The sequence below is a fragment of the Paenibacillus sp. J22P169 genome (assembly GCF_059691995.1).
In genome coordinates this window covers 169,426-194,081 of sequence record NZ_JCAUAO010000005.1, presented here as the reverse complement: position 1 = coordinate 194,081, position 24,656 = coordinate 169,426, and the positions used below count along the sequence as shown (strand labels likewise).

The window sequence follows — 24,656 nt, the reverse complement described above, 5'->3', positions numbered from 1 at the left end:
CCACGGCTCGCTGTAAAAATAGTTGAAATCTCACAAGCGAATTTTGCACTTGTCGCATACACTGGTTTAAGAGAACCTACTTCAAAGCGGTAAAGCCGATCTGCTTTAAAGTCCATGTTTGCGCGATAATCAGGCCTGCATTACAATACGTGTAACGAATTTATCTTTACGCTGTACACATATAAAAGCGATGATGGAAAGAGTAAGCGAAAATCATTCCTTGCCAGGGACGATGTGCCATTGACTGTAAGCACACGATCGAATGTTTCGCCCAAGTTCACTCCTGAGCCGGTACCTGAACAGCACTAGATCTTCACCTACTAGCGCTAATAAGGTCACCCGTATCCCTGCGATAAAGGGCTGAAAGTGAGAAGCAGCTTATTCCGATAGGAAAGAACGCTTCTAATAAGGGTGGTACCACGGCTCCTCGTCCCTTGCGACGGGGGGCTTTTTGCTGTTTTTAGCAACTAATTTGAAAGGGTGAACCAGGATGGAACACACGAAGTTAGACACACTTAGGGGACGTATTGACGAAATTAACCAAGGACTCTTGGAGCTGCTCTCCGAAAGAGCACAGATCGCCCAAGAAATCGGACTGGAGAAGGAAAAGCAAGGCGTGCCGAAGTTCGACCCACTACGCGAGAAAAGCATGTTAGAATCATTAGTCGCACGAAATACAGGCCCGTTCGAGGACGAAACTATTCGGCACCTATTCAAACAAATTTTCCAAGCTTCGCTATCTTTACAACAAACAGATCATAAGAAACAGCTGCTCGTTAGTCGAAAAAGACAGCAAGCAGATACAATCATCCAGCTTGGCCCTGTTGCTATCGGCGGGAGTAAGCCCATCATGATCGCAGGCCCCTGCTCCGTCGAGAGCTACGAGCAAGTACGAACGGTCGCTGCCGCATTGAAAAGCGCTGGTGTGACGGTTCTGCGCGGAGGCGCCTTCAAGCCTCGCACATCGCCTTATGATTTCCAGGGATTAGGCCTAGAAGGTTTACAAATCCTCAAAGAAGTTGCTGATGAGTTCGGACTCCAGACTATCAGCGAAATCGTGGATCCCGCACACATTGAAATTGCAGGTCAATACATCGATGTGATTCAAATTGGCGCAAGAAATATGCACAATTTCGAACTACTGAAAGCGGCTGGCGAAGTGCGTATTCCGATTCTTTTGAAGCGCGGCTTATCTGCAACGATCGATGAATTCCTCCATGCTGCCGAGTATATCCTCTCACGTGGCAATACGCAGGTTATGTTGATTGAACGCGGCATCCGAACCTATGAGCGAGCAACGCGAAATACACTCGACATCTCCGCTGTTCCTATTCTAAAGCAGGAAAGCCACTTGCCTGTCTTGGTCGATGTGACCCATTCCACGGGACGTAAGGACATCTTCGCACCTTGTGCCAAGGCTGCTTTAGCCGCAGGAGCGGACGGGATTATGGTCGAAGTCCACCCGAATCCAGCCACAGCCCTATCCGATGCACAGCAGCAGCTGACGATTGAGGAGTTCAACCAATTTTATGCTGCGATAAAAAACTCGGGATTGTTTTAATAAGCTGGTCAGGCGCATAGCCGCTTCTGCGCTCGAGTTAGTCGATTTTATCGACTAACTTCCCACACTTGGCCGCTTCTGCGCTCGAGTTAGTCGATTTTATCGACTAACTTCCCACACTTGGCCGCTTCTGCGCTCGAGTTAGTCGATTTTACCGACTAATTCCCCACACTTGGCCGCTTCCGCGCTTGAGTTAGTCGATTTTATCGACTAACTCCCCACACTTGGCCGCACCTGCGCTCGAGTTAGTCGATTTTATCGACTAACTTCCCACACACTGCCGCTTCTGCGCTCGAGTTAGTCGATTTTATCGACTAACTCCCCCCTCAGGGCCGCTTACGCACCAATCAAAAAAGCCTCCTACCCCACATCTAGTGGAATTGGAGGCTAACTTTTTAAACTGTTTTATCTACAAAGGATATTTTATTATGCTCAGCAAATTTCTTTAATTTGTCGGACATCGCCGCGATATCAAAACGGTTCAACGTTTTGTTATATACCCAACGGGGAGATTTCCCTGTAAGCTCAATGATAATTTGACCAGGTGCGTGTACAATCTCTTTAATATTTTCCGCACCAAGCACTAATTCTCGGGCCAGACCACGCTTCGAAAGATTCGTCTTGGTCACTCGCAAATACGGTCTCCGCACGAAATAAATGAGTACACCAACGACCAAATAGCTAAGCGTTGTATACCAATACATCTTGTCCCCTTCGGTTTTCGTCAACGTAAACAACAAGAAGAGCGAGACCACGATGAAGAACGCGGCCAACAAAATACTTCTACCTTTAAATACGACCGGACGATCCGGATCTGTTGAAATCGGCGCTTTCCCCTGCTTGGAACGGGTCTGGTTTGCCTTTTTCGTATTTTTACTTACCATTCTTTCCCACTTGCGTGACATGCCTTTCACTCCCTGCATAATAGTTACCAAACTCTTCTCCTCATAATCCCATACTTACGACAGAATGTCGATATTTAGCTTGTCACACACGGCAAAAAGGAGCCCTCTCGGACTCCCCAACTACCTATTCGTTCACATTCGAGTTATACAGATTTCCTCCGCCTGTCCGGACGTCATTTGCCGCTGTGGTTCCTGTTGCCGCACTTGTTGCATAAACCACATATCCTGCCGAGCTATCCAAATTCACGGTATTATGATCAAATGAATTATTCACACCTGTTGCATATTCCGTACCATGCGTACGGACTTGGAAAGCATCAACTACATTCGCGTTGCCATTCCGATACCCTTGATTGTAGCGGACAATCGTATTTACACCTTTTACATCAACAAAGCTGTCAGCACTGTTCGCACCACTTATCCCCGTACCATTAAACGTGCAGTACTCGATAATCGTTCCGCTTGCGCCTTCCTTCACATCGATGTGCTCTGCCGTAATGCCACCGTCAAAATTAGTGTGACTAATGATATTACCTGTCACGACATGTTCATACGCAGCTCCTGAATCAGAGCCAACATACGCCCCTTCCCCATAACCTGCTTGATACAAGCCCGTATCATAGATGAGGGAGTAACTTAGGGTATTATAGGAACTGCCGTCCCGGAAATGAACCCCCTCATCTCCCACATCATGAACTTCAACATTGTTCAGCAGATTGTTGTTGCCATTGTCGATGACGATCCCCTTCTGAGCATGCGCAATTTCGACATCACGAATTTGCCAATAGTCGCCCGTTAGATGTATGCCATAAGAACCATCGTTCACATTCAAGCCCTTCAGCACAGCTGGATTAGCTGCATCACAGCTTTTCAGTACGATAGGGTTTGAGGATGTTCCGTTTTGTCCCGAGTAGAACAACCCCTGTCCTCCTGGGTCACCACTTGTCAATCGATCCCCGACGTAGTTGCCCGGAGCAATCAGAATAACTGTCCCTGCCGTGGCATTCTTCATGGCATTTTGAATCGCAACGGTTGTTGTCAGTGCATTCGTACAGCCAGTTGGAGGCGTACCTGCAGCCGTAGTCACATTGATGGTACTGCTTTGACTAGAAGCGTTGCCCGCCGCATCTTTTGCTTTGACATAGTAGCTATACGAGGTAGACGCCGTTAAACCCGTATCACTAGTGGAAGTACCAGTGACCGTCTTGATCAATGAGCCATTCCGGTACACCTCATACCCCGTTACGCCTACATTATCCGAAGACGCATTCCAGCTCAGATTGATTTGATTGCTGGAAGCCGCTGTACCATTTAATCCTGTTGGCATGGTCGGTGCTTGGGTATCTCCTCCCGTGCCGCCACCGCTAACGACGACTAACTGCGGCTTATTCGAGGCATTCTCATTACTGTTCAACGTGGTGTATTTACCCACACTTTCTTGCAGCACAATGGAAACAACCCCATCACCTGCCGCTTGCGAAGTCACATACGATGTCACGTCAATCTCGTTATAGATAGTCGTCGTATTGATACCAATACTGCCTGCCGAGCTGCCGACTGTGGGTTTCGTGCTCCAAGTAATACCGGACTGCGTCCAGCTATCTGTCGTTTGATACGCCGATAAGACCGTGTTCGAGGATGCACTGCCATATACACGGAGCTTGGCACTTGTCACACCCGAAATACCTGAGAGGCTGAATTTGAGGTATGTGTATCGAGAAGCACCAGGGTCATTCTTCACAAACAATGAAGTGGCTGTTCCGTAATTACTTGTCGGATTACCTTCATGCACATAAGCATCATCAGAAGGACTAAGCGTAGATGTCGCCGCCCCTGCTACTGCCGGAATTGCAAGCACCATTACTGTGGATAGCAACGCGATAATTCCCGTCTTACCTTTAAATCCCTTAAAAAACTTACTCATTATTATTCCTCCTCTAATTCCATTGGATAGCGCTTACAAATGAAATTATAAGAGATCATCCTACGCACATGTTACCCTCTATTGTTCAGAACTTGCACGGTGTTGCTGTCTTTCACACCTGCATCCGATACGACTTCGGCGTCGTACCCAGAACTGTTTTGAACACACGAGAAAAGTACGAACCACTCTGAAAGCCCACTTCCTGCGCGATGAAGCTAGCTGACTTGGACGTCGTTTCAAGCAAGAGACAGGCTTCTTTCAATCTGCGAGAAATGATAAATTCGGTAATGGTCCGCCCCGTTGACTGCCGAAAAATGTGAGATAAGTAAAAGGTGGAGAGATGCAAATCCTCTGACATCCGTTGGAGATCAAATTTTTCCTTATAGTGTTTTTCAATCCATTCTGTCATCTGCCCTGCTGTATGATTGCTTCTCAACTTCAGCTTTTCCTTCTTAGCCTGACAAATCTCACTTTCATAAGGTTCAAGCTGCTGAAGCATGGAAATTATGCATAGGACGAATTCTTCTTGCTGCTTATGTATCGAGACGCGACTTAGTTTGCTATGTAAATGTTCATAAAACTTAGCAAGATGTTGTTGATTTGGAATCGCGTGGCTGGTTAACGACTCCTTCCAAAGCAGATTAAACCAAGTTCGAATGCCATTAAACGCACTAAGCGCTGCATCCATTCTGTATGGATCAAACATGAGGACAGATCGAACAAAGGGACCTTGGATTTGAATGCGATGCAATTGAAATGGCTGGAAGATCAGCAGGCTTCCCGGCTCTACGGTATACCAGCGTTTGTTCACTTCGACACGACCAATCCCTTCATACACATAGAGAAATTCCATACAGGAATGTGCATGATAGACTTCCCAATTCTGCTTTCGACTCGATTTCTCGTGATTCAAATGAAAGGGTTCTTTGGTGACATCAACACATGTGCTAAGTTTCAACAGCCATTCCTCCCGAGATTGGAAATAGTTGGACGCTTCGCGCGTGAGCACACTGTATCACAATTTCGCACAAATAAATTGTACAAAACCTAGGATTTCCTGTGTTTTGTTTAGGTGCGCAGCGCAAAAAAAAAAGATCCTGCAGTTTTTCTCTCACGAGAAAATCAACAGGATCCCTTTAATCTTCATGATTATACGTTGACCTTTTCGACGCGTTTGTCCGGAGCTTCCAGATGCTCAGGCGCTTCCTTCCCTTCACCGACAAGCTCCCTGGCTGAATTTTTAAATTCATGCAAGGTACGCCCTACCGCACGACCGAGCTCAGGCAACTTAGACGGTCCAAACAAGACCAATACAACCAATAAAATTAACATGAGTCCTGGTAATCCAATATTTTGCAGCATACGCACATCATCTCCGTTTCATTAGTCTTGGTTATGGTGCTTTGGATACACAGCTACAGCTTCAATCTCAATCAACCAATCAGAGCTCACGAGGCTTGCAATACCAACTGTAGAACGTGCAGGCTTCACAGGATTCGCTTCTGTACCAAAAAATTGCGCATAAGCGTCAAACCAGCCTTGATAATCGAATTTACCTTCTTTGGCTGCGTCTGGCGTTACATAGACTCGAAGATAAGCAACATCTGCAAGGGTTAACCCTTTTTCTTTTAATTGCGTCTCTATTGCTTTTAGAATGCCAATCCCCTGTGTTTTCGTATCCCCATACCGCTCATATACGGTCTTGCCTTCTTTATTGATAACTGGTGGCACTGTACCGCTAGTGAATAAATAAGAGGATCCCGCTGGGACCGACACACCTGCAGCAATCGAAGAAGCAGGATTGCCATAAAATTCGACTTCATTAATAGGCTCTGCATTGTATTTACTTGATTTCTCTGTCCCAGCCGCATACGCACTTACACAAATCAGACATGAACCAACGGTAGCTGCTACGATCGTCTTCCACTTTTTCGTTATAATCATCATGATTCACTCCTTCTCCTCTACTCTTTCATTACACGCTCATGTATTTCGGTAACGACTTTCCGCGCAGACTCAATAGCCCCGGCCTGCCAAGCTGTAATATAACTGATGTGCTCTCCTGCCAAATAAATGCGGCCATCGGGTTTACAGAGGGTTGGATAGTAGTTCTTACGATCGTCTGCCGTATAGGAAGCCCAGCCGCCTTGATTATACTTAATCTTCTTCCAATCCACAGAGAAAGAGGTTTCGAACTCTTTATGGTATTGCGGATGAATCTTTGCACCTTGGCTTAAGGCATAATCTTCTCGGGCCGCAAGTGACATATTACCAAGTTTATCTGCATTTGCTCCGAATGAATAATAACCTAATAGAATCCCCTTTTTGGAAAAATAATCATTCGGAGGGTAATAGATATTGGCAATATCCATATTCGTCAATGAGCTTCCACCATAAATCATCTCATCTTCTTCCCAGAAGCGACGCTTGAATTGAAGACCGATTTTGCCTGCAGCCGCATAGCTAATCTTCGCGATTGCTGTTGACATTTCGGGAGAGAAGTCCGCTTTAATGTCCTTGAGAACAGGAAGCGGAATGGTACAGATACAGAAGTCTCCAGCAATCTCTTTATTTGCCCCGCTATTCAAGTCCTTATACAAAATCTTAACGCCATCGGAAGACTGTTTAATCTCGTGCACTTCCGAATTGAATTGAATTTTATCTCCTACGCGTTTCTCAAATGCCTTAGCAATCATATCCATCCCGCCTACAGGGTGGAACATCATCATTTGCTGATCATAGCCATACTCACTGCTGAGAAATTGACCAAAACCAGAATTAATAATCGCTTTTAAGCTAAATGGATCCTTGCGAACACCTGCGTCAAATTTACCGCCCGGTTCTTCCACATATCCCGCTCTACTTGAGCCTTTATAGAACAGATCCGCACTCAAATCTCCTTCGCTTTTCAAAAAAGCTACAAGTTTTGTTTTTTCTTCTGTCGTCAAAGGTAGATCTAACGCATTCTGATTTACAGCCTTCGCCAACATTTCAGAGACGTAACCGCGAACATCGGCTTTCGCCTGCCGCTTTGGAATTTTCTTACCTGACAACTCACCTACGTTTTCATTATAGTAGTAGCCGCTTTCGTTCACATTATTGAAAGGTTCAATAGCAACCCCGAATTTGCGCGCATAGTCCAGTGTCACATGAAATTGTGGGATCCGCATCGGTCCTGCGTTGAAATACATGCCATTATCGAAGCGAGCCACCTGCTTCGTGCCACCTATCTCCGTAACCGTCGTCCCTCTACGTACCGTCCATGCTCGTCCGCCTGAACGTGCTCTTGCTTCTAGTATTGTACACTGATAGCCAGCCATTCCAAGTTCATATGCCGCTGTCATCCCGGCAATTCCACCACCTAGGATGATGACTTTCTTTCCATTACGATTCGTCGATGTAAGATCCCTTCCCGATGGCGGTGTATAATCTGCGGCTTTCATCGTTTCCGGGGAGAGTAGTCCTAAAGTACCCATCACACTAAATATTGCGGCTGACCCTCCTAATTTGCCGACTGTTGTTAAAAATTGTCTACGTGTAATTTGATCTTCTTGGATCGGTGTCTTCTCCATGCTTCCATCTCCTCGTGTTTAAGTTTGGCTATCCGCTACTTAAACTTAACAGCGAGGGATTGAATAGTCATTACTTTGTGTAAGATAACATGACATAAATTATAATTATACTAAGATAATCAACACTTATTTGATCGTTTTTACATAAAATGATAGAGTTTCATTAACATACGTCATATATAAGTTAAATAACCTTACATTAAACTGGAGGGATAGGCTGATGATGACAAAGAAAAAAGTAATTCAAATTGGTGTAGTAAGTGAACTGACGGGGTTAACTGAAAGACAAATTCGATATTATGAGGACCGAAAGCTCATTTTTCCAGATAGAAGCAAAGGGGGCGTTCGAAAATATTCCTTCGAGGATATTCAAACCATTATGGATATTCACACCAAACTAACAGATGGGTTTCATACGGTAGAATTAAGACGAATGCTTGCCGGATCTTAGCACCATTTTTACAATTAGACTGGAGGGCTCTTATGCAGATCAAAGAAATGATGTCACTTGTCGAACATCTTACTGAACTACGTACACGCATTATTCGCGTCTTCATTGCCATAATCCTTACCTTAATCATTGGATTCATCTTCGCTCAGAAGATTTTACTTTACCTCAAACAAAGCTCTACAGCCTCCGATATTACGTGGCATGTATTTTCACCTATGGATAGCATTCGCATCTATATGTTGATTGCATTCGCCGTTTCCCTCACACTGACGCTCCCATTCATCCTCTATCAAATTTGGGCTTTCGTTAAAAAAGGACTTACCAAAGAAGAGCAAGTCGCCACACTGCGGTACATCCCCTATACGTTCTTATGCTTCTTAATTGGTTTAGCTTTCGGTTACTTCATTGTGTTCCCAATGTGTATCAAATTTACATTGGGTGTTACCGAAAACCTTGGATTAACACAAACCTACGGTGTTGCACAATATTTTAGCTTTATGCTCAATATTATTATTCCGTTGTCTCTAGCCTTCGAACTCCCTATTGTCGTCATGTTTCTAACGAAGCTGAAGCTGCTGAATCCCAAATTACTAAACAAAGTTCGCAGATACGCATATCTGATTCTGATTATTACAGCGAGCTTGATTTCTCCGCCTGATTTAATCTCGCATCTGATGGTAGCCATCCCTTTATTTGCTCTATATGAAATCAGCATCTTATTATCTCGCATCGTTTATAACGGACAACAACGGGAAGAGAGTCTCAGTCAAGTCGAATATGGAATCTCCTAAAATAGTACTACTCACATATTGTTCATCTTTCTCAATTCAGATATAGTTACTTCATAACTGACACGCAGAAAAGGTGAACTATGCGAATTGAACAACTCATTTATATCATAGAAATTAATCAAACTGGCTCCATTTCTTTAGCAGCTGAAAAGCTTCACGTTTCCCAGCCGAACATCTCTCAAGCCATCGTAAGCTTAGAGGAAGAGCTTGGCGTGAAGCTTTTTAAGCGTTCACGGATTGGAGCCGTCCCTACCGAAGACGGCAAATTAATTATTAGCAAAGCGATCGAAATTATGAATAAGGTTGAAGAACTTCGCGAAACAGCCGGCTTTCAATTCAATCAATTGTCAGGCTCTCTCTCTATTGCCTCTGTACCAAGTCTTTGTTTAAGCGTACTCCCTCCAACATTAGCTATTTTCAAAGATAAACACACGGATGTAGAGCTTGTCATGATGGAGTTGAATTATCCACAGATTATCCAAGAGGTACTCGGTGGACAAGTCGATTTGGGACTCATTGCTGTCGCAAGAAATTATGTCAGCCCCCATACCCAGCTGATCACAGAACATCTGATGGACTGCCGAATAATGGCCTATGTAGGTAAAAAATCCCCTTTATCACACCGAACTAGCATCTCCATCGATGAACTCCTTCAAGAACCCCTTTTGATATCCTCTGATTTCCTAATCAACATATTCAAACAACATGGAGAACCTAACATCTTATTTAGACTGGGGAATTCAGAAGCAGCTAAACGGATTATTGCCGAAGGAATCGCGATTGGCTTCTATACGGAGACGGGTATGCGATATGATCCTTATTTAGAAACGGGGAGTATTGTTGCATTAGAAGTCACTGGTGTGGATTTTGGGGTTTCCTTCCGAACCTTGCGCCTTAAAAGCCGGCATCTTTCACTGCCATGCAAAGAATTTATCAAGGAACTCAAAACCATTATTGCGGCAATGTGAGATTAGTAATTTCATTTGCAGATACAGGTTTAACTAAAATGCTTGCGATTCACACACTGAATTTGTCGAAATTCGACTAACATTATTTAGGGCTTTTCCCTCATTGTTCCTTCCTCTTCTTTCGGCTATAGTTACCTCATAACAAACTTTTAGGCATATTCACCTCGCGCATCTCATATCATGTATAGTTACTTATTTCTGAAAACCAAATGTAATTTTGCAGAAAACTAAGTTCAAACTTGAAGGGATGTTGATTTCGTATTCTTACACTAGAGAAGATCCAATTCATCGAGGCTCAATGTATCAATCCGCAAGATGCCATCATTATTCGTCTGTTAATCGAAGGTGTAGCTGCCCACGAAATTGTGTATCTAAAAAGTAATTCCTTAGATGAAAAAAAACAAATACTTACCGTGTCTGATGCCATGGGGGGCAAAAGGTACATCCCGGTTTCCAAGACTTGTGTCGAACGGTTTCAATCCGCCCTGAAGCAAACCAAATATTTAACAAACTTGGGTGATCCACTTCAACCAACGATACTGACCAATTTAAGATCTAGTCCTTATTTAATCCGAATGAGCATGTCCGACTATGTCGCTAATCGAGCAATGATCACAGAATTGGATTCAGTCATTCTTCGAACGATTTACATGCGGCTTCGCCGTTTAGCCGAGCACTTCTCCCTCCCGGAGCTTACACACTTAACAACTGTGAAGCTGGAACTGAAGCAACTTGCCCTTGTATAGCTATCCTCTTTAAAGGCCAATTGGCCTTTTTTTGCGCGAAAAAAAGTGGATCCCCCAATGACTCAGAGATCCACCTGTTTCAATCCGTTTGAAGACGTTGAACGCGTTGTCTTCGTTTTAATAACTCTGGCAGCGCAATCCCTAACATGGTTATGATCACACCTAGCCACTGCAGCCCATCCACGGACTCGTGAAGAACGATAAAAGACATAATTACTGCAGTTGGCAGCTCGGCTGCACTCATGATAGTCGCCATACCACCGCCAATTCGGGGCACCCCAATTGCAAAAAACAATGGCGGGATGACCACGCCGAACAAAGCTAGCAGCAATGCCCATGGCAATAGGGATTCATGTAGAGATCCATTCCATAGGAAGTGAGGCGGGAAGATCAGCATAACAATGATGAAAGAGCCCGTTTGCATAACAGCACCTCTTGTTATCGGCGCAACTTGCTTAGCCACCTTGCCACTCATGGCAATAAATAACGCGTACGTCAATGCTGAAAGCAATCCTAATCCAACACCAAGCCATGAGGGTGCTTCCAGATTTCCTTTCAAATATCCACTTGCCATAATAATGCCGATAAATAAGAAAATAAGTGCAATAAGCTTATCTTTACTAGGACGCTTCCGATCCATAATAGCTTCAAGTACGATTCCGATCCATGTAAATTGAAACAATAATAGAATGGCAAAGGACGCTGAAACATATTGCAAAGCCGCATAATAAAAGATACCAGTTAATCCTGAGCTAGTGCCGACTAACATAAGCATGAGAGCTTGACGAGGTGAGACACGAAACGTTTTGGCCTCAGGAGAACCCAGTTTAGCAGATTTCGCTGTGACGAACGCCATGAGCCACATCATAATGAGACCAAAAAAGATTTGTGAGCCCACGACCTCACCCACATGAAAACCTGATTCATAAGCCTTCTTTACGAAGGTCGACAACAGCCCAAAGCTGCAGGCGCCTGCTAATACATAAACGTAGTATTTCATGCTAACGACCTCATCAGGATATCCCTGACGGTGTCTCTTGTCATGATTTTATATTGCCCAATCGTGGGCTTCATAAATGATTTATGCACTAATTCTTCAATCCGCTGATCATCAATGCCATAATAACCAAGTTGATTCGGAGCTCCAAGGGAATCCCAGAATTGACGCAAGGCTTGAATGCCTTCCATTGCAACCTCGTGATCCGTTTTACCGTTGGCATCAATTCCGAACACGGCCATAGCTAGCTTCTTCATGCGCGAAGGATCCTCTTCCGCACAATGCGTCATCCAGTTCGGGAACACAATGGCAAGTCCGCCTCCGTGAGGGATATCATAAACGGCGGATAATCCATGCTCAATTTGATGAGACGCCCAATCGCCACCGTCTGTCCCACAAGACAACAGACCATTGAAGGCGGTAGTTCCAGCATACATAATCGTAGCACGATGCTCGACATCTTCCAGATTCGATAATAGCTTCGGCGCAGCCTCCATAACGGTTAACAAGACTGCTTCCATGAAGCGATCCATCATCGGGGCATGTTCCGTGCGGTGAAAATATTGTTCAAGTACATGTGACATCATATCTACAATGCCATAAACCGTCTGATCTAAAGGAACGGATGTCGTATAGGCAGGGTCTAAAATAGAAAAAGCCGGATAAGCTAATGGACTGCTCCAGCCGCGCTTCTCATTTCGATCCCAATTCGTGATGACAGAGATGTTATTCATTTCCGAGCCTGTCGCGGCGAGCGTTAGTACAGTTCCGAGCGGCAATGCCTGATCTGGCTCAGCTTTCCTTGTGATGATGTCCCAGACATCTCCTTCATAATAAACACCAACCGAGATGGCTTTGGCACAATCGATGACACTCCCTCCACCAACGGCCAGGATGAGATCAATTTGCTCGGTACGGCATAGCTCAATCCCTTTCTTCACTGTTGTCAACCTTGGGTTAGGCTCCACACCTGGCATCTCAACAACCGTGGCTTGCATATCTTGAAGCTGTTTCATCACAGCATCGTATACACCATTTTTCCGGATGCTGCCTCCGCCATAAACAAGGAGTACGCGGTTCCCGGTTTTGCCTAGCTCCTGTTGCAGTTGCTTGATTTGACCTTCACCAAACCATAATCGGGTAGGATTAAACTGAATAAATGATTGCATATGTGTGTAAACTCCTTCGATGACTAATATCTACAGAAGTATATCACAAGTCGAAATCAATAGCATTGGAAACACCTTCGGTATCCACACATCCTTTCCATATAAAAAAACCGCACACCTCTTAGTAAGATGTACGGTTTGGATCACTTATATGCGGTGTAAAGGCAGCGAGAATGATATGCTGCAGCCCTGACCTAAGCGGCTTTCTGCCCAAATTTGCCCACCATGATACTGCACAATTTCCTTCGCAATCGCCAGACCTAACCCGCTTCCACCGGAGTTGCTGCGCGACTTGGATACCTTGTAGAACCTTTCGAAAATATGAGGTAGATCCTCCTCACTAATCCCTACACCCGTATCTGACACCCGAATTACAAGCTCATACGGCTCATGTCTAATCTCAACTCGAACATCGATGGAACAGCCGCTTGATGAGAATTTAATCGCATTGTAGATAATATTGGCATACACCTGCTCAATCCGATCCATATCCACAGTCAGCATTTCCTGACCATCCATTTGCGCCATGTTCAGTGTGTAGGCTATCCCTGCATTGGTTGCATCTAATTCATACTTGGCAAAAAGTTGACGAACCGCGGTCGCGCAAGATGTAGACGCAAGCCTAAAATGAAACTGCTTTGTTTCAAGTCGGCTCAGTTGGTATAAGTCCGTAATTAATCGTTGGATTCCGACGATGCGCATATGCACCACGGACAAGTATTTCTTCTGCTCCTCAGGTTCCTGAATGACACCATCCAAAATAGCTTCTACATAACCCTGGATCGATGTAAGCGGAGTCCCAAGATCATGGGAAATATTCGAAAGGAGATCTCGCCGCGATGTTTCCATCAAGATTAACTCATTCGTTCGTTCTTTCACCTTGGATTCAAGATCATTGTATAATCTGGCATTTTCAATAGAAATCGCGGCTTGTGCCGATAATAATTTGATCACATCTAACCGATCGGAAGTGAATGCATTACGAATTAAATTATTTTCCAAATAAAAGACGCCGACTAGATTCCCTTGATGTAGAATCGGTTCACAGAAGATCGATTTACTCTCCGTTTGCCGGATGTAGGGATCGTTTGCGAATAGAGCCGATTTCTCCGCATCATCTAACACAATACCTTCTTTCATGCGGGCAACATATTGGATCACTGCTTGAGGAACATTCTCACGCGATTCCAACAAGACAGAGCTAACGATACAGGAATCCTTCCCCGCACTTGCAAGCATCTCCGCTTCAACGTACAAGCTGTCCTTGTCTTTTAGGACGAGAATACTTCTCTCTGCGCCAGAAGAATAGGTGACAATTTCCATCAACCGTTTGATTAACTGTTCCAAGTTGACTTCACTTGAAAGCGAACGGGATGTATTCATAATGGTTTTGAAATCGATCGCTTGTAAGGAATAGTCACTGATTTTGGTTGTTGCCCAATCGGGAGCTCCATTCAAGTTGGAGAAATAACTTGGATATTTCAAAACGAGATGATCTGCTTTCGCTCTAGCCCCCCAGCTCACATACCCAAAATACGCATCGATGAGATAGGTTTTGGCAATTTTCTCACGCCCAGCTTGTTTATAGTACTTGCCAGCCAGCTCAGATGCGATCGCCTCATGCTGAATAAAGCCCTGTTCCCTCGCTTGTCGAATCGCATTCTCATATCCTTGCTCTGCCCTCTGACCATGACCAGTAACACGATCCCATTCCGCCTGCATCAATAGACTGAGATGCAAGAAATTCTCCGGACAATGCGAAGCCCATTTTTCCATTTTCCTCATCATTTTCTTCACTTGTTTGGCAAACCATTTGCGATCACTTAGTGATGCTTCAGGGAACTTAGCCGCAATGGACAAAACAAAATAGAAATAATTCTCTGGCATATGAAATAAACCGAAGGATGCAGATTGACGCGACTCTGCTGTTCTGCCCATTTTCACCGCTTCGTCATACTGTCCAAACAAATACGACAGCATCATCTTCTTAACGCTATATACATGAATGATCACTTGATTCGGATGGACGGTTAATTTGCGGACAAATTCTTCCTCTTCCTCCTCATCATTACCTATAAGCAATGGATTCAGCGTTTTTCCTTCCAGATTCAAAATGACCATACGCAGCATTTCCATCATAAGTAAAGTATCATGATGATTGGTCTGCTCTAGAATCCGGTAGTTTTTCACTAAGTCTTCATATACTTCGGAGAGGGCAACACCTTGCAAATCTTTGACCAAAACGTGATAGGTAAGCGCATACCCAGCAAATACCAAGTCACCGTCTTCAATTCCGCTCCGGAACGAATCCTTCAAAAGCTCAAGACAATTGTGAAGCGGCTTCACCCATGGTGTGACAAACAAGCCGAATGAAAAATAACTTTTACTACGGAATTGATGGGATTGAAATCGCTCATTCATTCGGTTGCCAAGTTGTCCATATTGATAGCCTCGTTGATAATCTCCGAACCCCGAGCCCAATATTAAGCCATACGAGCCATACACATACGCCATAGCCGGTGAATTGCCGAATTTAAGTGCAAGTTTGGTCATGTTTAGCATGAAAAGTACGTATAAGTTCGTATTTACGAAATAAGCCGAAATGGCGACACTCATCATGAGATTCATTAATTTGGTGCGATAGTCATCTTCCATGATGGGTAAATCATAGAGCTGCAAGGTATTTCTCATTCCTATTTTCCGTTTCACATCTAAGTAAGCCACAAAAATGCTTGCGCTTAGCGGCGCTTCAGGTATCCGTATACCTTGCTCCGCCAGTGCTTTCAAGCCTAGCTTGACACTCTGATGCTGCTTGCCGACATTCGTGTATAAGACCACCTGTAGGTTATACAGCTCGAGTTTTTGTTCCACGGTTTTTGCCTCTTGCAAAAGCTGCTCGTAAGAAGCCTCCGCTTCGTCTGCTTGACCATTTAAATAAAGTACCTCTGATTTCTCCAGACGGATGGCGTAGCTCAACTCATCTAACTCGATGACCTTAATCTGTTTTAGTGCTTGCAAGGCTTTATTGTAATATTGAAGCGCCGAGCGGTACGCATTGGAGGATTTCGCTTTACGGCCTGCACAAACATTGTAGTCTAGAAGCTGCATATAAGCGGGATGCTCAGTAACCAAATCCGAACCTATATTCAAATGATTGACAATTTCAAATAACCGCAACTCTATTTCTTCTACCGATAATTCTGTGAGCAACATCTGAGCGATGCTGTGATGCATCTCCGAAAGCTTAGCCACATCAATAGAGCCATAAATAGCTTCTTGGATCGAGTCGTGTACAAACATAAACCGGATGTTACGCGCTACTGATTCCCCCATAGACTCCTGATAAAATTTATAATCCATGCCAACTGGGATAATCAATCCACTCTGGATAGCCCCTTCAAGTTCATGCAACGCATCAACGAATGACGTTCGCATAATAATCCCTAATGCCTCCAAGTCGAAAGAAGAGCCTAGACAGGAAGCCAATCGCATCACATGTTGTGTTCTTGCAGGCATTCGCTCCAGCTTCTCAGCGAGAAGAAACATTAAATTATCTGTGATTCTAAGCTTTTGAATCTCGTTCATATCCCATTGCCAACGATTAATTTCATAATTAAAATGAAGCAGCTCTTGCTCATGCAACGCGCTAAGGAATTGTTTCACAAAAAAAGGATTACCTCCGGTTTTGTGTATGACGAGTTTCGCTAAATCTGCGACTTGACCCAACTCCGATTTCAGCGATTCTGCGATCAATTGCTCAGCATCTTGCAGATCTAGGGCTTTTAATACAATGCGTTCCTCAACCAGACGCGCAGGCAACCTATCAAGGAGTTGAACATGCATAGATGACAAACTGTTCTTCTCATATTCACTGCGATAAGAGCCAATGAACAAGAAGTATTTCAATTGCGAGTCATTCAAAAGCAGATCCAACACCTGTAAGGACGCTGCATCTGCCCATTGCAAATCATCTAGAAACAAGACGATAGGTCGATCTTTCGCACAAAAAATCAGCAAAAATTGCTGCATTAAGAAGTGTAGACGATTCTGTGTTTCTTGCGGAGGCAACGGCTTCACAGCAGGCTGCTCACCAATCAGAAGCTCAAGTTCAGGGACTAGATCGATTAATACTTTGCCACTCGTTCCTAGTACCTTCAGCAATCGCACGCGATACTCTGCGAGTTGATCATCCTTACGAGTCAGAAGTTGCCGAACGAGCACTCGCAAAGCTTTGGCAATTGCATGATACGAGACATGATGTTTATTAGGTTCGAAGCGACCCGATAAGAACCAGCCTTCATCCTTCATAATCGTCTTCATCGTTTCCGCGATGAGAAAGGTTTTGCCAAATCCAGATTCTCCAGTAACCCACACCGCTTCCAATGATCCATGGACGGCATTCGTATAAACGTGCAGCAGCTTATTGATTTCTTCAGATCGACCATACAAGCCTTGCGGGATTTGAAACATATCCGTCATATCATAGCGACCTACTGTGAAATCATAGATGACTTCACCAGAATTACACCATAACATCACTTGCTCAAGATCTTGAATGATCCCATATGCGCTCTGATAACGGTCCTCCGCATCCTTGGAAAGCAATTTCATAATAATATCAGACAGCGCCTTAGGGATACCTATTCTTAATTTGTCTGGGGGGATTGGCGTAACAGCAAAATGACCATGCAATAGCTCTAATGGATCTTCTGATTGAAATGGCAGACTTCCTGTGATCATTTCATAGAAGGTGACGCCAAGCGAGTAATAATCCGTACGATAGTCAATGATCCGATTCATTCGCCCCGTCTGCTCGGGAGACATATAACTAAGCGTCCCTTCTAGCATTAACGGATCCAACATTTCCTGACGCTCTCTCATAAACGACGAAATACTGAAATCTCCCAGCTTCATAATCTGTTTCTGCCGATTCATAATAATATTACTAGGTTTAATATCCTTATGTATGATATAGCGTTGATGAACCTCGCCAACGATTTTGGCTAGTTGGATCGCTGCCTGTAGAAACGCCTGAATCGATTGTTGAAACAATGGAAAATACGTCGACAAGGTCTCCCCTTCAAAGTCCTCCATTACTAAAGCCACACTATTGTGGTACTTAGGTAACGAAAGCGGCTTAACAATACCTGGTATATCTAACATTTTCCCAATTTCAAACTCACGCTTTAACCTAGCGATATCCGCAGCAACCGGAAAGTCGGAGCTCATCGTCTTAATGATCACTTTCTCACCCGTTGACTTATGAACTGCACGATACAATAGATGCCGATCGCCATGATAGATTTGTCTGATTATCTCGTATTCCGGTAAAATTAACATGACATCCTCCTAGTAAGTCTCGCTGCTAGTAACAAGAATTAGAGCATCTTTCCATCCCAAGGTAGCCCCTTGTCCAAACGTCGCTTATCATGAATATGATACATTTTTAATACATCAATATGGCCCAATTCGAAGGTGTACATCTCCCAAATCTCGCAAGGCTCTTCCTCTGATCCATCACGTGTCAATATCGCATTGACCGCCCTGCGTGCCGCTTCATTCGCACCTTCCATCGTCGCAAGATTCGTGTTGGTACGAACATAGTCTGAAGCAAGGAATAAATTCGGTATACCGGTAAAAGCTTCGGGACGATCATCCCAAGTACCTACACGATTAATGAGTAACGGCTCCATGTTCGTGCAGGCATGCTCAGGGTTGTCAAATTGAATATCGGTATCCAAGAACCATGAGTGGAGTACGGAATCCTCCAAAATTACAGCTCCGTCAATATTCAAACTCAGCTTCATTTGAGCCCATACCTCAGCTTTAATTTCATTAGGCGTGCAGTGCTTCGCCGTTCTGCCAAACAAGATACCCGGTGTATCCCAATCCGAAATATCAACGGACAAGATGCCTTTCACCGTTCCATCACCATATTCACTCAAATTTACATCTGGCCAAAATTGCTTCTGTGAAACCGAGGTAAGTGACCACGGGGCATCCAAGTAAATCACGTGTCCATGTGTAATCGGAACATCCTCACGTAAGTAATACTGGATTCCATTCATCCAGGCAACGGAGTCCACGAGCCTCCGCACACCTTGAAGTGAGGGGTCTACCTCCAGCATCGCATCGGTTATCATTTTCCCCATCACCTCTACGGGGAATGCTGCGATAAAGTAATCGGCTTCAATGTCTAGTTTTTCGCCATTCATCGAGATCGTCGCACTGCGGATTTGACCATCTATACAATTGATCCTCTCTACGTTTGCACCCAAATGATAGTTTAGACCTTGCTCCTGAAGAAAGGATAACCACGGGTAGATCCATTTATCATTTGTTGGACCATTCAACAGTCTTACAAAACTCGTGCCAGGCGTTGTAATATCTAACGTCATTTGAACAGCCACAGGTCCTACCGTCTGTGTATTCGCAATCTTGGATTGACAAGCTACAAGCGTTTTTGTGAATCCTGCAAAAATTTTCTGAAATGCAGGGGATTGCTGTTCAGCCTCAATAAATTCCCACCAATCGATTAAATTATATTCCTCACGAATGCGTTCGTCGCAGCTAGTCATGATCTGCCACAGCTTACGACCATATTGCTCCATATCATCAATAGTAAGACCTAAATCATTATCAAAAAGATCTTTTATCAGCACCAACAAGTTGTCTAAGCTAAACTCTATTTTGGCTAGTAAAGGCAATAAGGGTGCGGTATAGGTGGCGATATCTAATCGCGTGACTTCTGTTAAATTATCATAAACCGTTCCATTCTCGTAGGGAATTCGTTTCAAGGTATCAATCACATGACGATAGAATCGTGGAAATAATCGAAATCCATGCTCCCCGGGCAAATCCTTCCGTCCACCAGTTCCACTGCCCACAAACGGCATACTTCTAGCTTTCCCACCAGGTATTTGCTTAAATTCGTAAACAGATACCTCATATCCTCTTATTATTAGTTCGTGAGCAGCACTCAAACCAGCGACTCCACCACCTAAAATCGCGACCTTTTTCAACATAATTCCCCCTCGTTTTGGCGTTTTTTGTAAATTCTTCTGTTCTTCCTATCATATCATTTAGGTCATTTGAAGCATAGAAGAATCCTAGTAAAACTAAACGCAAGAAAGGTAAAGGGTGTACCTATTAATCTAGTTGAAACTGAGGTAATGTATGAAGGTACTTCCACGTAATTTGAACGAATTCTTCCATAGAGACCGATACTTTTCGCTCAATTTTCTCAAGATTATTCCAAAATGCAGTAAAAAGATGTACAGTAAAGTGTAGGAGGACGCATAAGCTTTCCTCAGGATCCAAAAACATCATCAGTTGTAGGCAATTCCAAACTTATCAACACAATTTACCAAATTCACGTTGCACGAATATCCCTGTTGACTTCCTTTTAGCTCCCCGCTTACATTACGCAGCCGGAATAAAGAACACACAACTCGATTATGGACCCATCTTACAATGCATTTATTAACAGGCAGGCAATTCGAACTATAATGATAAAATTCCACAAATTTTTCACTTGATCAAGTTATTTTTTATAACGAGTACTCCTAAATTCCTATCCGCCTTCGAATCCTTTATAATAAAGTGTAAACAAAGTGTAAACCAATCACACACGCCAGAGAGGATGGTTAATCCATGCCCGATCGAATAGGTACACGATACGTGCCAAGTACACAAATCGTCTCTTTCCCTCATGGAACTCTCCATTATGGTGATGATGTATTTCTGACTCGCAAAGTATTACTGTATCGTAAAGTGCTTCGTCACAATCAACTCGGTGTCGATTACATAAGCTCACTTCAGAATAAAGCCGCGTTTATTCACGACGGATTCTATCATATGTTGGATACATCTATCGCTGAGGATGCCGTCACTATTATTTTGCAAGCGAAGAGTGGTTCCTTGTTTGCCGATGTCATGTTCAAACGCAAATGGTCTTACGCTGCTGTTGTCGCCCTCATTAGCGACTTAGGTGTCTCCTTGTTGGATGCGATGGAGGAAAAGATTACAGGCTTTTCCGTTCGACCTGATAATCTATGGTTAACTGATCAGAATAAGCTATCCGTCATCAACTATTGGGATGCAGATGAACTCCAAGAGCAGGGTGCCATTGGTCTTTGCCGCTTAATGATCCAGTTACTTACGGGGAGCGCATCGATATCCGATACGTTCGAGGTTATGCATACGAGCCTGGAGCGCGCTTCACTTCCAAGCGCAACTACAGAGCAAAAATTAGCTTTGATTCGCCTCATCAAATTTATTTGCCATGGGCAATCCTCGATCTCATCGCTCGTTTTCGGTCTTCGGAGCTTACCTCCCTCCGCACCAGGCAACAAAAGTGCGAAGGTAACAGCTCCGCCCGTAACAGAGTCAGAGTCAGAGTTAGAGGCAGTGCCTGTTGAGTCACAGCCGGATTCGCATCGTTCGCGTCTTGAAAATGATAACCTAACACGTTCCACGCGTTCAGCTAAACTAATTGCACTAAGTTCCGTTTCGGCGCTAGTTATAGGTGTCTTTGCCGTATGGTATCTATGGCCAGAGCCGAAAGTCGTAGAAACCGTCGTCATCATCTCCCCAACTCCTACGAGTACGCCAATTGTGAGTGTTAGTCCCAGCGCCACGGTCACTGCGAAGCTAACGAGTACAAACGAAACGCCAGAGAAGACCGTCGTACCGAACCTCGTTGGCCAAACGCAACAGGTAGCGGAGCAGATGGCCCTAGCTGCTGGACTCCACTACAACTTCGTCATTGAAACTAGCACACAGGCTAAAGGGACCGTAACAAAGCAGGAACCTAAAGCTGGTACGAACAGCTTGAAGGAGGATAATGTGACGTTTTGGGTGAGCAAGGGGGCACAGTAGTGAATGACACGTAGGTAAAACGGGGGCGCGTGAGTGACATGTGTCGCGGGCATGACGCGAGTGGCACGGTGCGTGGACGATTACCTCAAACCATACTCATCAGCACGCTCGAAAACTAGTTTCTTGCTCCCATGGGGCAGTCAGCTAGCTGCTAACTCTACTTCGGACTCCAAGTTCCGGTTTAACTGGAAAACATACAGTTAATTCTACTTATATCTACGCTTATTTACATTTAGATGGAAAAACTCCAGCTAATTTTCGGGTTTCTGCATATTTCGCAGGAGATGCCTGAAAATAACTGGAGTTTTTCCAGTTAATTCTCAAAAAGGTGGAGAATCGAAGGAAATAGATGGAGTTTTTCCATCTATTTCAACTTCGACGCAGCATGATGGCGCAGGCCCCCCCGTACCTCCACCTCTCACCTCATCATAACTACTCTTCCCACTCCTCACACTAACTCCACCATTCACCTCAACATAACTACTCTGCCATTCCTCACATTACCTCCATCTCTCACCTCATCATAACAACTCTTCTCACTCCTCACACTACCTCCACCATTCACCTCAACATAACTACTCTTATCACTCCTCACATTACCTCAGTCTCTCACCTCAACATAAACACTCTTCCCATTCCTCGCATTACCTCCACCATTCACCTCATCATAACTACTCTTCTCTCTCATCACATTACCTCCACCATTCACCTCAATATAACTACTTTTCTTATCCCTCACATTACCTCCACCATTCACCTCACTTTAATAAATTTCCCCATACCTCACCTTCTTCTTCATCTTACCCCCTATCCATCTACTACCGCTCATTCCACATCCAATCCCAAAGAAGATCATTCCGCCCCTTTTCGCATTCAAAATACTTTAACCACCACCCACATAAAAAAAGAGCAGTTCAAGTAGAAAACTACTTGAACTGCTCTTTCCTATTAAGCGTGGAAATCTTGACCTGAACGAACTTCTTTCACATAGCCTGCGCGAATAACGAAGTCACCGAAGTGCTCTTCACCTTGACGCTCTTTGGCGTAGTGAGGAATGATCGTTTGCAAAGAATCCAAGATCTCGGATTCACCGATGTTTTCTTTGTACAATTTATTCAAGCGGTTTCCTGCGAATCCGCCACCTAGGTACATGTTGTACTTCCCAGCCGCTTTACCGATGAAGGCAAGCTCAGCTAGCATAGGTCGTGCGCAACCATTCGGGCAACCCGTCATCCGGATTGTAATTTCTTGCTCACGAAGGCCTACACCTTCAAGAATAGCCTCGACTTTCGTAATCAAGGAAGGCAGGTAACGCTCCGATTCTGCCATAGCGAGTCCGCAAGTCGGGAACGCTACGCAAGCCATGGAGTTTCTGCGCAATGCGGAATAGTGAAGACCATCCGTAATGCCGTGCTCTTTGATCAGTTCTTCGATTTTCTTCTTTCTCTGAGCGCTTACGTTGCCGATGATCAAGTTCTGATTCGACGTGAGTCGGAAATCACCAGTGTGGATCTTAGCAATTTCACGAAGACCTGTCATCAAACGGTAATCCCCATCGTCCATGACCCGGCCGTTCTGAATGAACATCGTGAAATGCCATTTCCCGTTGCTGCCCTTCACCCATCCATAACGATCTCCGTTGGATTCAAAATGGAACGTACGAGCTGGTTCAAGGTTCCAACCTAGACGCGTTTGTAGTTCATTCACGAACCACTCAATACCACGATCATCGATGGTGTATTTGAAACGAGCATGCTTACGAACGGAACGATCACCGTAATCACGTTGAATCATGACCGTTTTCTCAGCTAGATCAACAGCTTGCTCTGGCTTAATGAAGCCGATCACTTGACCAACCTGCGGATACGTCTTGACATCGCCGTGAGACATCCCCATACCGCCACCGACGGATACGTTAAAGCCTACCAAGCGGCCTTCTTCAATAATCGCAATGTAGCCAAGATCCTGCGAGTAGACGTCTACATCGTTGGATGGCGGAACTGCGATACCGATTTTGAACTTCCGTGGCAAATAGACCGGCCCGTAAATCGGCTCTTGCTCTTCAGCGTCACGGATATCCACGATCTTCTCACCATCAAGCCAAATTTCATGATAAGCTCTCGTACGCGGATCCAAGTGATTGGAGATGCGATTCGCCCACTCATAAACCTCGCCATGAACCTCGGATTGGTATGGATTCGGGTTACACATCACGTTACGATTCACGTCGCCGCATGCAGCAAGCGTGCTTAGCATGGAGGCATTAACTTCTTGAATCGTTTTCTTCATGTTCCATTTGATTACACCATGCAATTGGAAGGATTGACGCGTCGTAAGACGAATCGTCCCATTCGCATACTTCTGAGCTACACGATCCATCATCAACCATTGGTCTGATGTCACAATTCCACCTGCAGCACGAACGCGCAGCATGAACTGGTACGCAGGCTCTAGCTTCTGTTTCGCACGTTCGTTACGAAGGTCACGGTCATCCTGCATGTAACTGCCATGGAATTTCATCAAACGGTTATCATCCTCGGGGATGGAACCAGTGATGCGATTCTCAAGCGTTTCTTCTAAACTTCCGCGCAGGTAGTTACTGCGAATTTTTATTTGTTCAACATCACTATGCGGTGCACTATTCTTCGATAGTAAATTATTTTCTGACATCTTGAGCTTTCTCCTCTCGCGA

18 protein-coding genes and 1 pseudogene are annotated in these 24,656 nt (G+C 44.5%); 6 read left to right on the top strand and 13 right to left on the bottom strand.

The features are described 5' to 3' along the window. The first annotated feature begins 490 nt into the window (after positions 1–490). Entirely contained in the window at positions 491–1,561 is a 1,071-nt protein-coding gene (locus AC58QG_RS23305; protein ID WP_497364513.1) for a bifunctional 3-deoxy-7-phosphoheptulonate synthase/chorismate mutase, read from the top strand. Between the two features lie 395 nt (positions 1,562–1,956). On the opposite strand, the gene AC58QG_RS23300 is transcribed toward AC58QG_RS23305, so the two are convergent. The 6 genes from AC58QG_RS23300 to AC58QG_RS23275 all read right to left on the bottom strand — a co-directional run bounded on the left by AC58QG_RS23300 (position 1,957) and on the right by AC58QG_RS23275 (position 7,962). Then, positions 1,957–2,466, bottom strand: a complete 510-nt coding sequence (locus AC58QG_RS23300; protein ID WP_497364512.1) for a hypothetical protein — start codon at positions 2,464–2,466, stop codon at positions 1,957–1,959. 124 nt (positions 2,467–2,590) lie between these two features. Further along, on the bottom strand, positions 2,591–4,390 hold the full coding sequence (locus AC58QG_RS23295; RefSeq protein ID WP_497364511.1) for a CBM96 family carbohydrate-binding protein: 1,800 nt from the start codon (positions 4,388–4,390) through the stop codon (positions 2,591–2,593). 112 nt (positions 4,391–4,502) lie between these two features. Next, the gene (locus tag AC58QG_RS23290) at positions 4,503–5,348 is read right to left on the bottom strand and encodes a helix-turn-helix domain-containing protein (RefSeq protein WP_497364510.1); all 846 of its coding nucleotides are present in this window, start codon (positions 5,346–5,348) and stop codon (positions 4,503–4,505) included. A gap of 191 nt (positions 5,349–5,539) precedes the next feature. Beyond that, positions 5,540–5,752, bottom strand: a complete 213-nt coding sequence (tatA, locus tag AC58QG_RS23285; RefSeq protein ID WP_497364509.1) for a twin-arginine translocase TatA/TatE family subunit — start codon at positions 5,750–5,752, stop codon at positions 5,540–5,542. 21 nt (positions 5,753–5,773) lie between these two features. Continuing rightward, positions 5,774–6,337: a RidA family protein gene (locus tag AC58QG_RS23280; protein WP_497364508.1), complete on the bottom strand. Its 564-nt coding sequence runs from the start codon at positions 6,335–6,337 to the stop codon at positions 5,774–5,776. A 17-nt stretch (positions 6,338–6,354) separates the two neighbouring features. Further along, the gene (locus tag AC58QG_RS23275; RefSeq protein ID WP_497364507.1) at positions 6,355–7,962 is read right to left on the bottom strand and encodes a flavin monoamine oxidase family protein; all 1,608 of its coding nucleotides are present in this window, start codon (positions 7,960–7,962) and stop codon (positions 6,355–6,357) included. Positions 7,963–8,182: 220 nt separating this feature from the next. On the opposite strand from AC58QG_RS23275, the gene AC58QG_RS23270 reads away from it, so the two are divergent. The 4 genes from AC58QG_RS23270 (at position 8,183) to AC58QG_RS23255 (ending at position 10,918) form a co-directional block, all read left to right on the top strand. After that, entirely contained in the window at positions 8,183–8,413 is a 231-nt protein-coding gene (locus AC58QG_RS23270) for a MerR family transcriptional regulator (protein WP_477596313.1), read from the top strand. A 32-nt stretch (positions 8,414–8,445) separates the two neighbouring features. Further along, positions 8,446–9,204 (top strand): twin-arginine translocase subunit TatC, encoded by a 759-nt coding sequence (gene tatC, locus AC58QG_RS23265; protein ID WP_497364506.1) that lies wholly within the window; start codon positions 8,446–8,448, stop codon positions 9,202–9,204. 80 nt (positions 9,205–9,284) lie between these two features. Further along, positions 9,285–10,172, top strand: a complete 888-nt coding sequence (locus AC58QG_RS23260; RefSeq protein ID WP_497364505.1) for a LysR family transcriptional regulator — start codon at positions 9,285–9,287, stop codon at positions 10,170–10,172. Positions 10,173–10,432: 260 nt separating this feature from the next. Continuing rightward, complete coding sequence (locus AC58QG_RS23255) at positions 10,433–10,918, top strand: phage lytic cycle repressor MrpR family protein (protein WP_497364677.1); 486 nt, start codon at positions 10,433–10,435, stop codon at positions 10,916–10,918. A gap of 79 nt (positions 10,919–10,997) precedes the next feature. On the opposite strand, the gene AC58QG_RS23250 is transcribed toward AC58QG_RS23255, so the two are convergent. From AC58QG_RS23250 to AC58QG_RS23230, 5 genes and pseudogenes are all read right to left on the bottom strand, one after another. Further along, complete coding sequence (locus AC58QG_RS23250; RefSeq protein ID WP_497364504.1) at positions 10,998–11,918, bottom strand: EamA family transporter; 921 nt, start codon at positions 11,916–11,918, stop codon at positions 10,998–11,000. Beyond that, on the bottom strand, positions 11,915–13,084 hold the full coding sequence (locus AC58QG_RS23245; RefSeq protein WP_497364503.1) for an iron-containing alcohol dehydrogenase: 1,170 nt from the start codon (positions 13,082–13,084) through the stop codon (positions 11,915–11,917). The genes AC58QG_RS23250 and AC58QG_RS23245 overlap by 4 nt, the downstream gene beginning before the upstream one ends. A gap of 147 nt (positions 13,085–13,231) precedes the next feature. Next, a complete protein-coding gene (locus AC58QG_RS23240; RefSeq protein WP_497364676.1) occupies positions 13,232–13,741 on the bottom strand; it encodes a sensor histidine kinase in 510 nt (169 codons plus the stop codon). Further along, positions 13,736–18,424 (bottom strand): annotated as a pseudogene (locus AC58QG_RS23235) (AAA family ATPase); the annotation flags it as partial. The gene AC58QG_RS23240 and the pseudogene AC58QG_RS23235, both read right to left, overlap by 6 nt. 38 nt (positions 18,425–18,462) lie before the next feature. After that, a complete protein-coding gene (locus tag AC58QG_RS23230) occupies positions 18,463–20,109 on the bottom strand; it encodes a hydroxysqualene dehydroxylase (protein ID WP_497364502.1) in 1,647 nt (548 codons plus the stop codon). Between the two features lie 628 nt (positions 20,110–20,737). Here AC58QG_RS23230 and AC58QG_RS23225 point away from each other — a divergent pair. Continuing rightward, a complete protein-coding gene (locus tag AC58QG_RS23225; RefSeq protein ID WP_497364501.1) occupies positions 20,738–21,964 on the top strand; it encodes a PASTA domain-containing protein in 1,227 nt (408 codons plus the stop codon). Between the two features lie 601 nt (positions 21,965–22,565). On the opposite strand, the gene AC58QG_RS23220 is transcribed toward AC58QG_RS23225, so the two are convergent. Together AC58QG_RS23220 and cysI are read right to left on the bottom strand one after the other, a co-directional pair. Further along, the gene (locus tag AC58QG_RS23220; protein ID WP_497364500.1) at positions 22,566–22,703 is read right to left on the bottom strand and encodes a hypothetical protein; all 138 of its coding nucleotides are present in this window, start codon (positions 22,701–22,703) and stop codon (positions 22,566–22,568) included. Between the two features lie 209 nt (positions 22,704–22,912). Next, a complete protein-coding gene (gene cysI, locus AC58QG_RS23215; RefSeq protein WP_497364499.1) occupies positions 22,913–24,634 on the bottom strand; it encodes an assimilatory sulfite reductase (NADPH) hemoprotein subunit in 1,722 nt (573 codons plus the stop codon). Between the last annotated feature and the right edge of the window lie 22 nt (positions 24,635–24,656).

Excerpts from the sequence above, each read along its gene's own strand:
- AC58QG_RS23305 (WP_497364513.1), top strand. The coding sequence starts at position 491 with ATGGAACACACGAAGTTAGACACACTTAGGGGACGTATTGACGAAATT.
- AC58QG_RS23300 (WP_497364512.1), bottom strand. The coding sequence starts at position 2,466 with ATGTCACGCAAGTGGGAAAGAATGGTAAGTAAAAATACGAAAAAGGCA.
- AC58QG_RS23295 (WP_497364511.1), bottom strand. The coding sequence starts at position 4,390 with ATGAGTAAGTTTTTTAAGGGATTTAAAGGTAAGACGGGAATTATCGCG.
- tatA (WP_497364509.1), bottom strand. The coding sequence starts at position 5,752 with ATGCTGCAAAATATTGGATTACCAGGACTCATGTTAATTTTATTGGTT.
- AC58QG_RS23280 (WP_497364508.1), bottom strand. The coding sequence starts at position 6,337 with ATGATGATTATAACGAAAAAGTGGAAGACGATCGTAGCAGCTACCGTT.
- AC58QG_RS23275 (WP_497364507.1), bottom strand. The coding sequence starts at position 7,962 with ATGGAGAAGACACCGATCCAAGAAGATCAAATTACACGTAGACAATTT.
- AC58QG_RS23270 (WP_477596313.1), top strand. The coding sequence starts at position 8,183 with ATGATGACAAAGAAAAAAGTAATTCAAATTGGTGTAGTAAGTGAACTG.
- tatC (WP_497364506.1), top strand. The coding sequence starts at position 8,446 with ATGCAGATCAAAGAAATGATGTCACTTGTCGAACATCTTACTGAACTA.
- AC58QG_RS23260 (WP_497364505.1), top strand. The coding sequence starts at position 9,285 with ATGCGAATTGAACAACTCATTTATATCATAGAAATTAATCAAACTGGC.
- AC58QG_RS23250 (WP_497364504.1), bottom strand. The coding sequence starts at position 11,918 with ATGAAATACTACGTTTATGTATTAGCAGGCGCCTGCAGCTTTGGGCTG.
- AC58QG_RS23245 (WP_497364503.1), bottom strand. The coding sequence starts at position 13,084 with ATGCAATCATTTATTCAGTTTAATCCTACCCGATTATGGTTTGGTGAA.
- AC58QG_RS23230 (WP_497364502.1), bottom strand. The coding sequence starts at position 20,109 with ATGTTGAAAAAGGTCGCGATTTTAGGTGGTGGAGTCGCTGGTTTGAGT.
- AC58QG_RS23225 (WP_497364501.1), top strand. The coding sequence starts at position 20,738 with ATGCCCGATCGAATAGGTACACGATACGTGCCAAGTACACAAATCGTC.
- cysI (WP_497364499.1), bottom strand. The coding sequence starts at position 24,634 with ATGTCAGAAAATAATTTACTATCGAAGAATAGTGCACCGCATAGTGAT.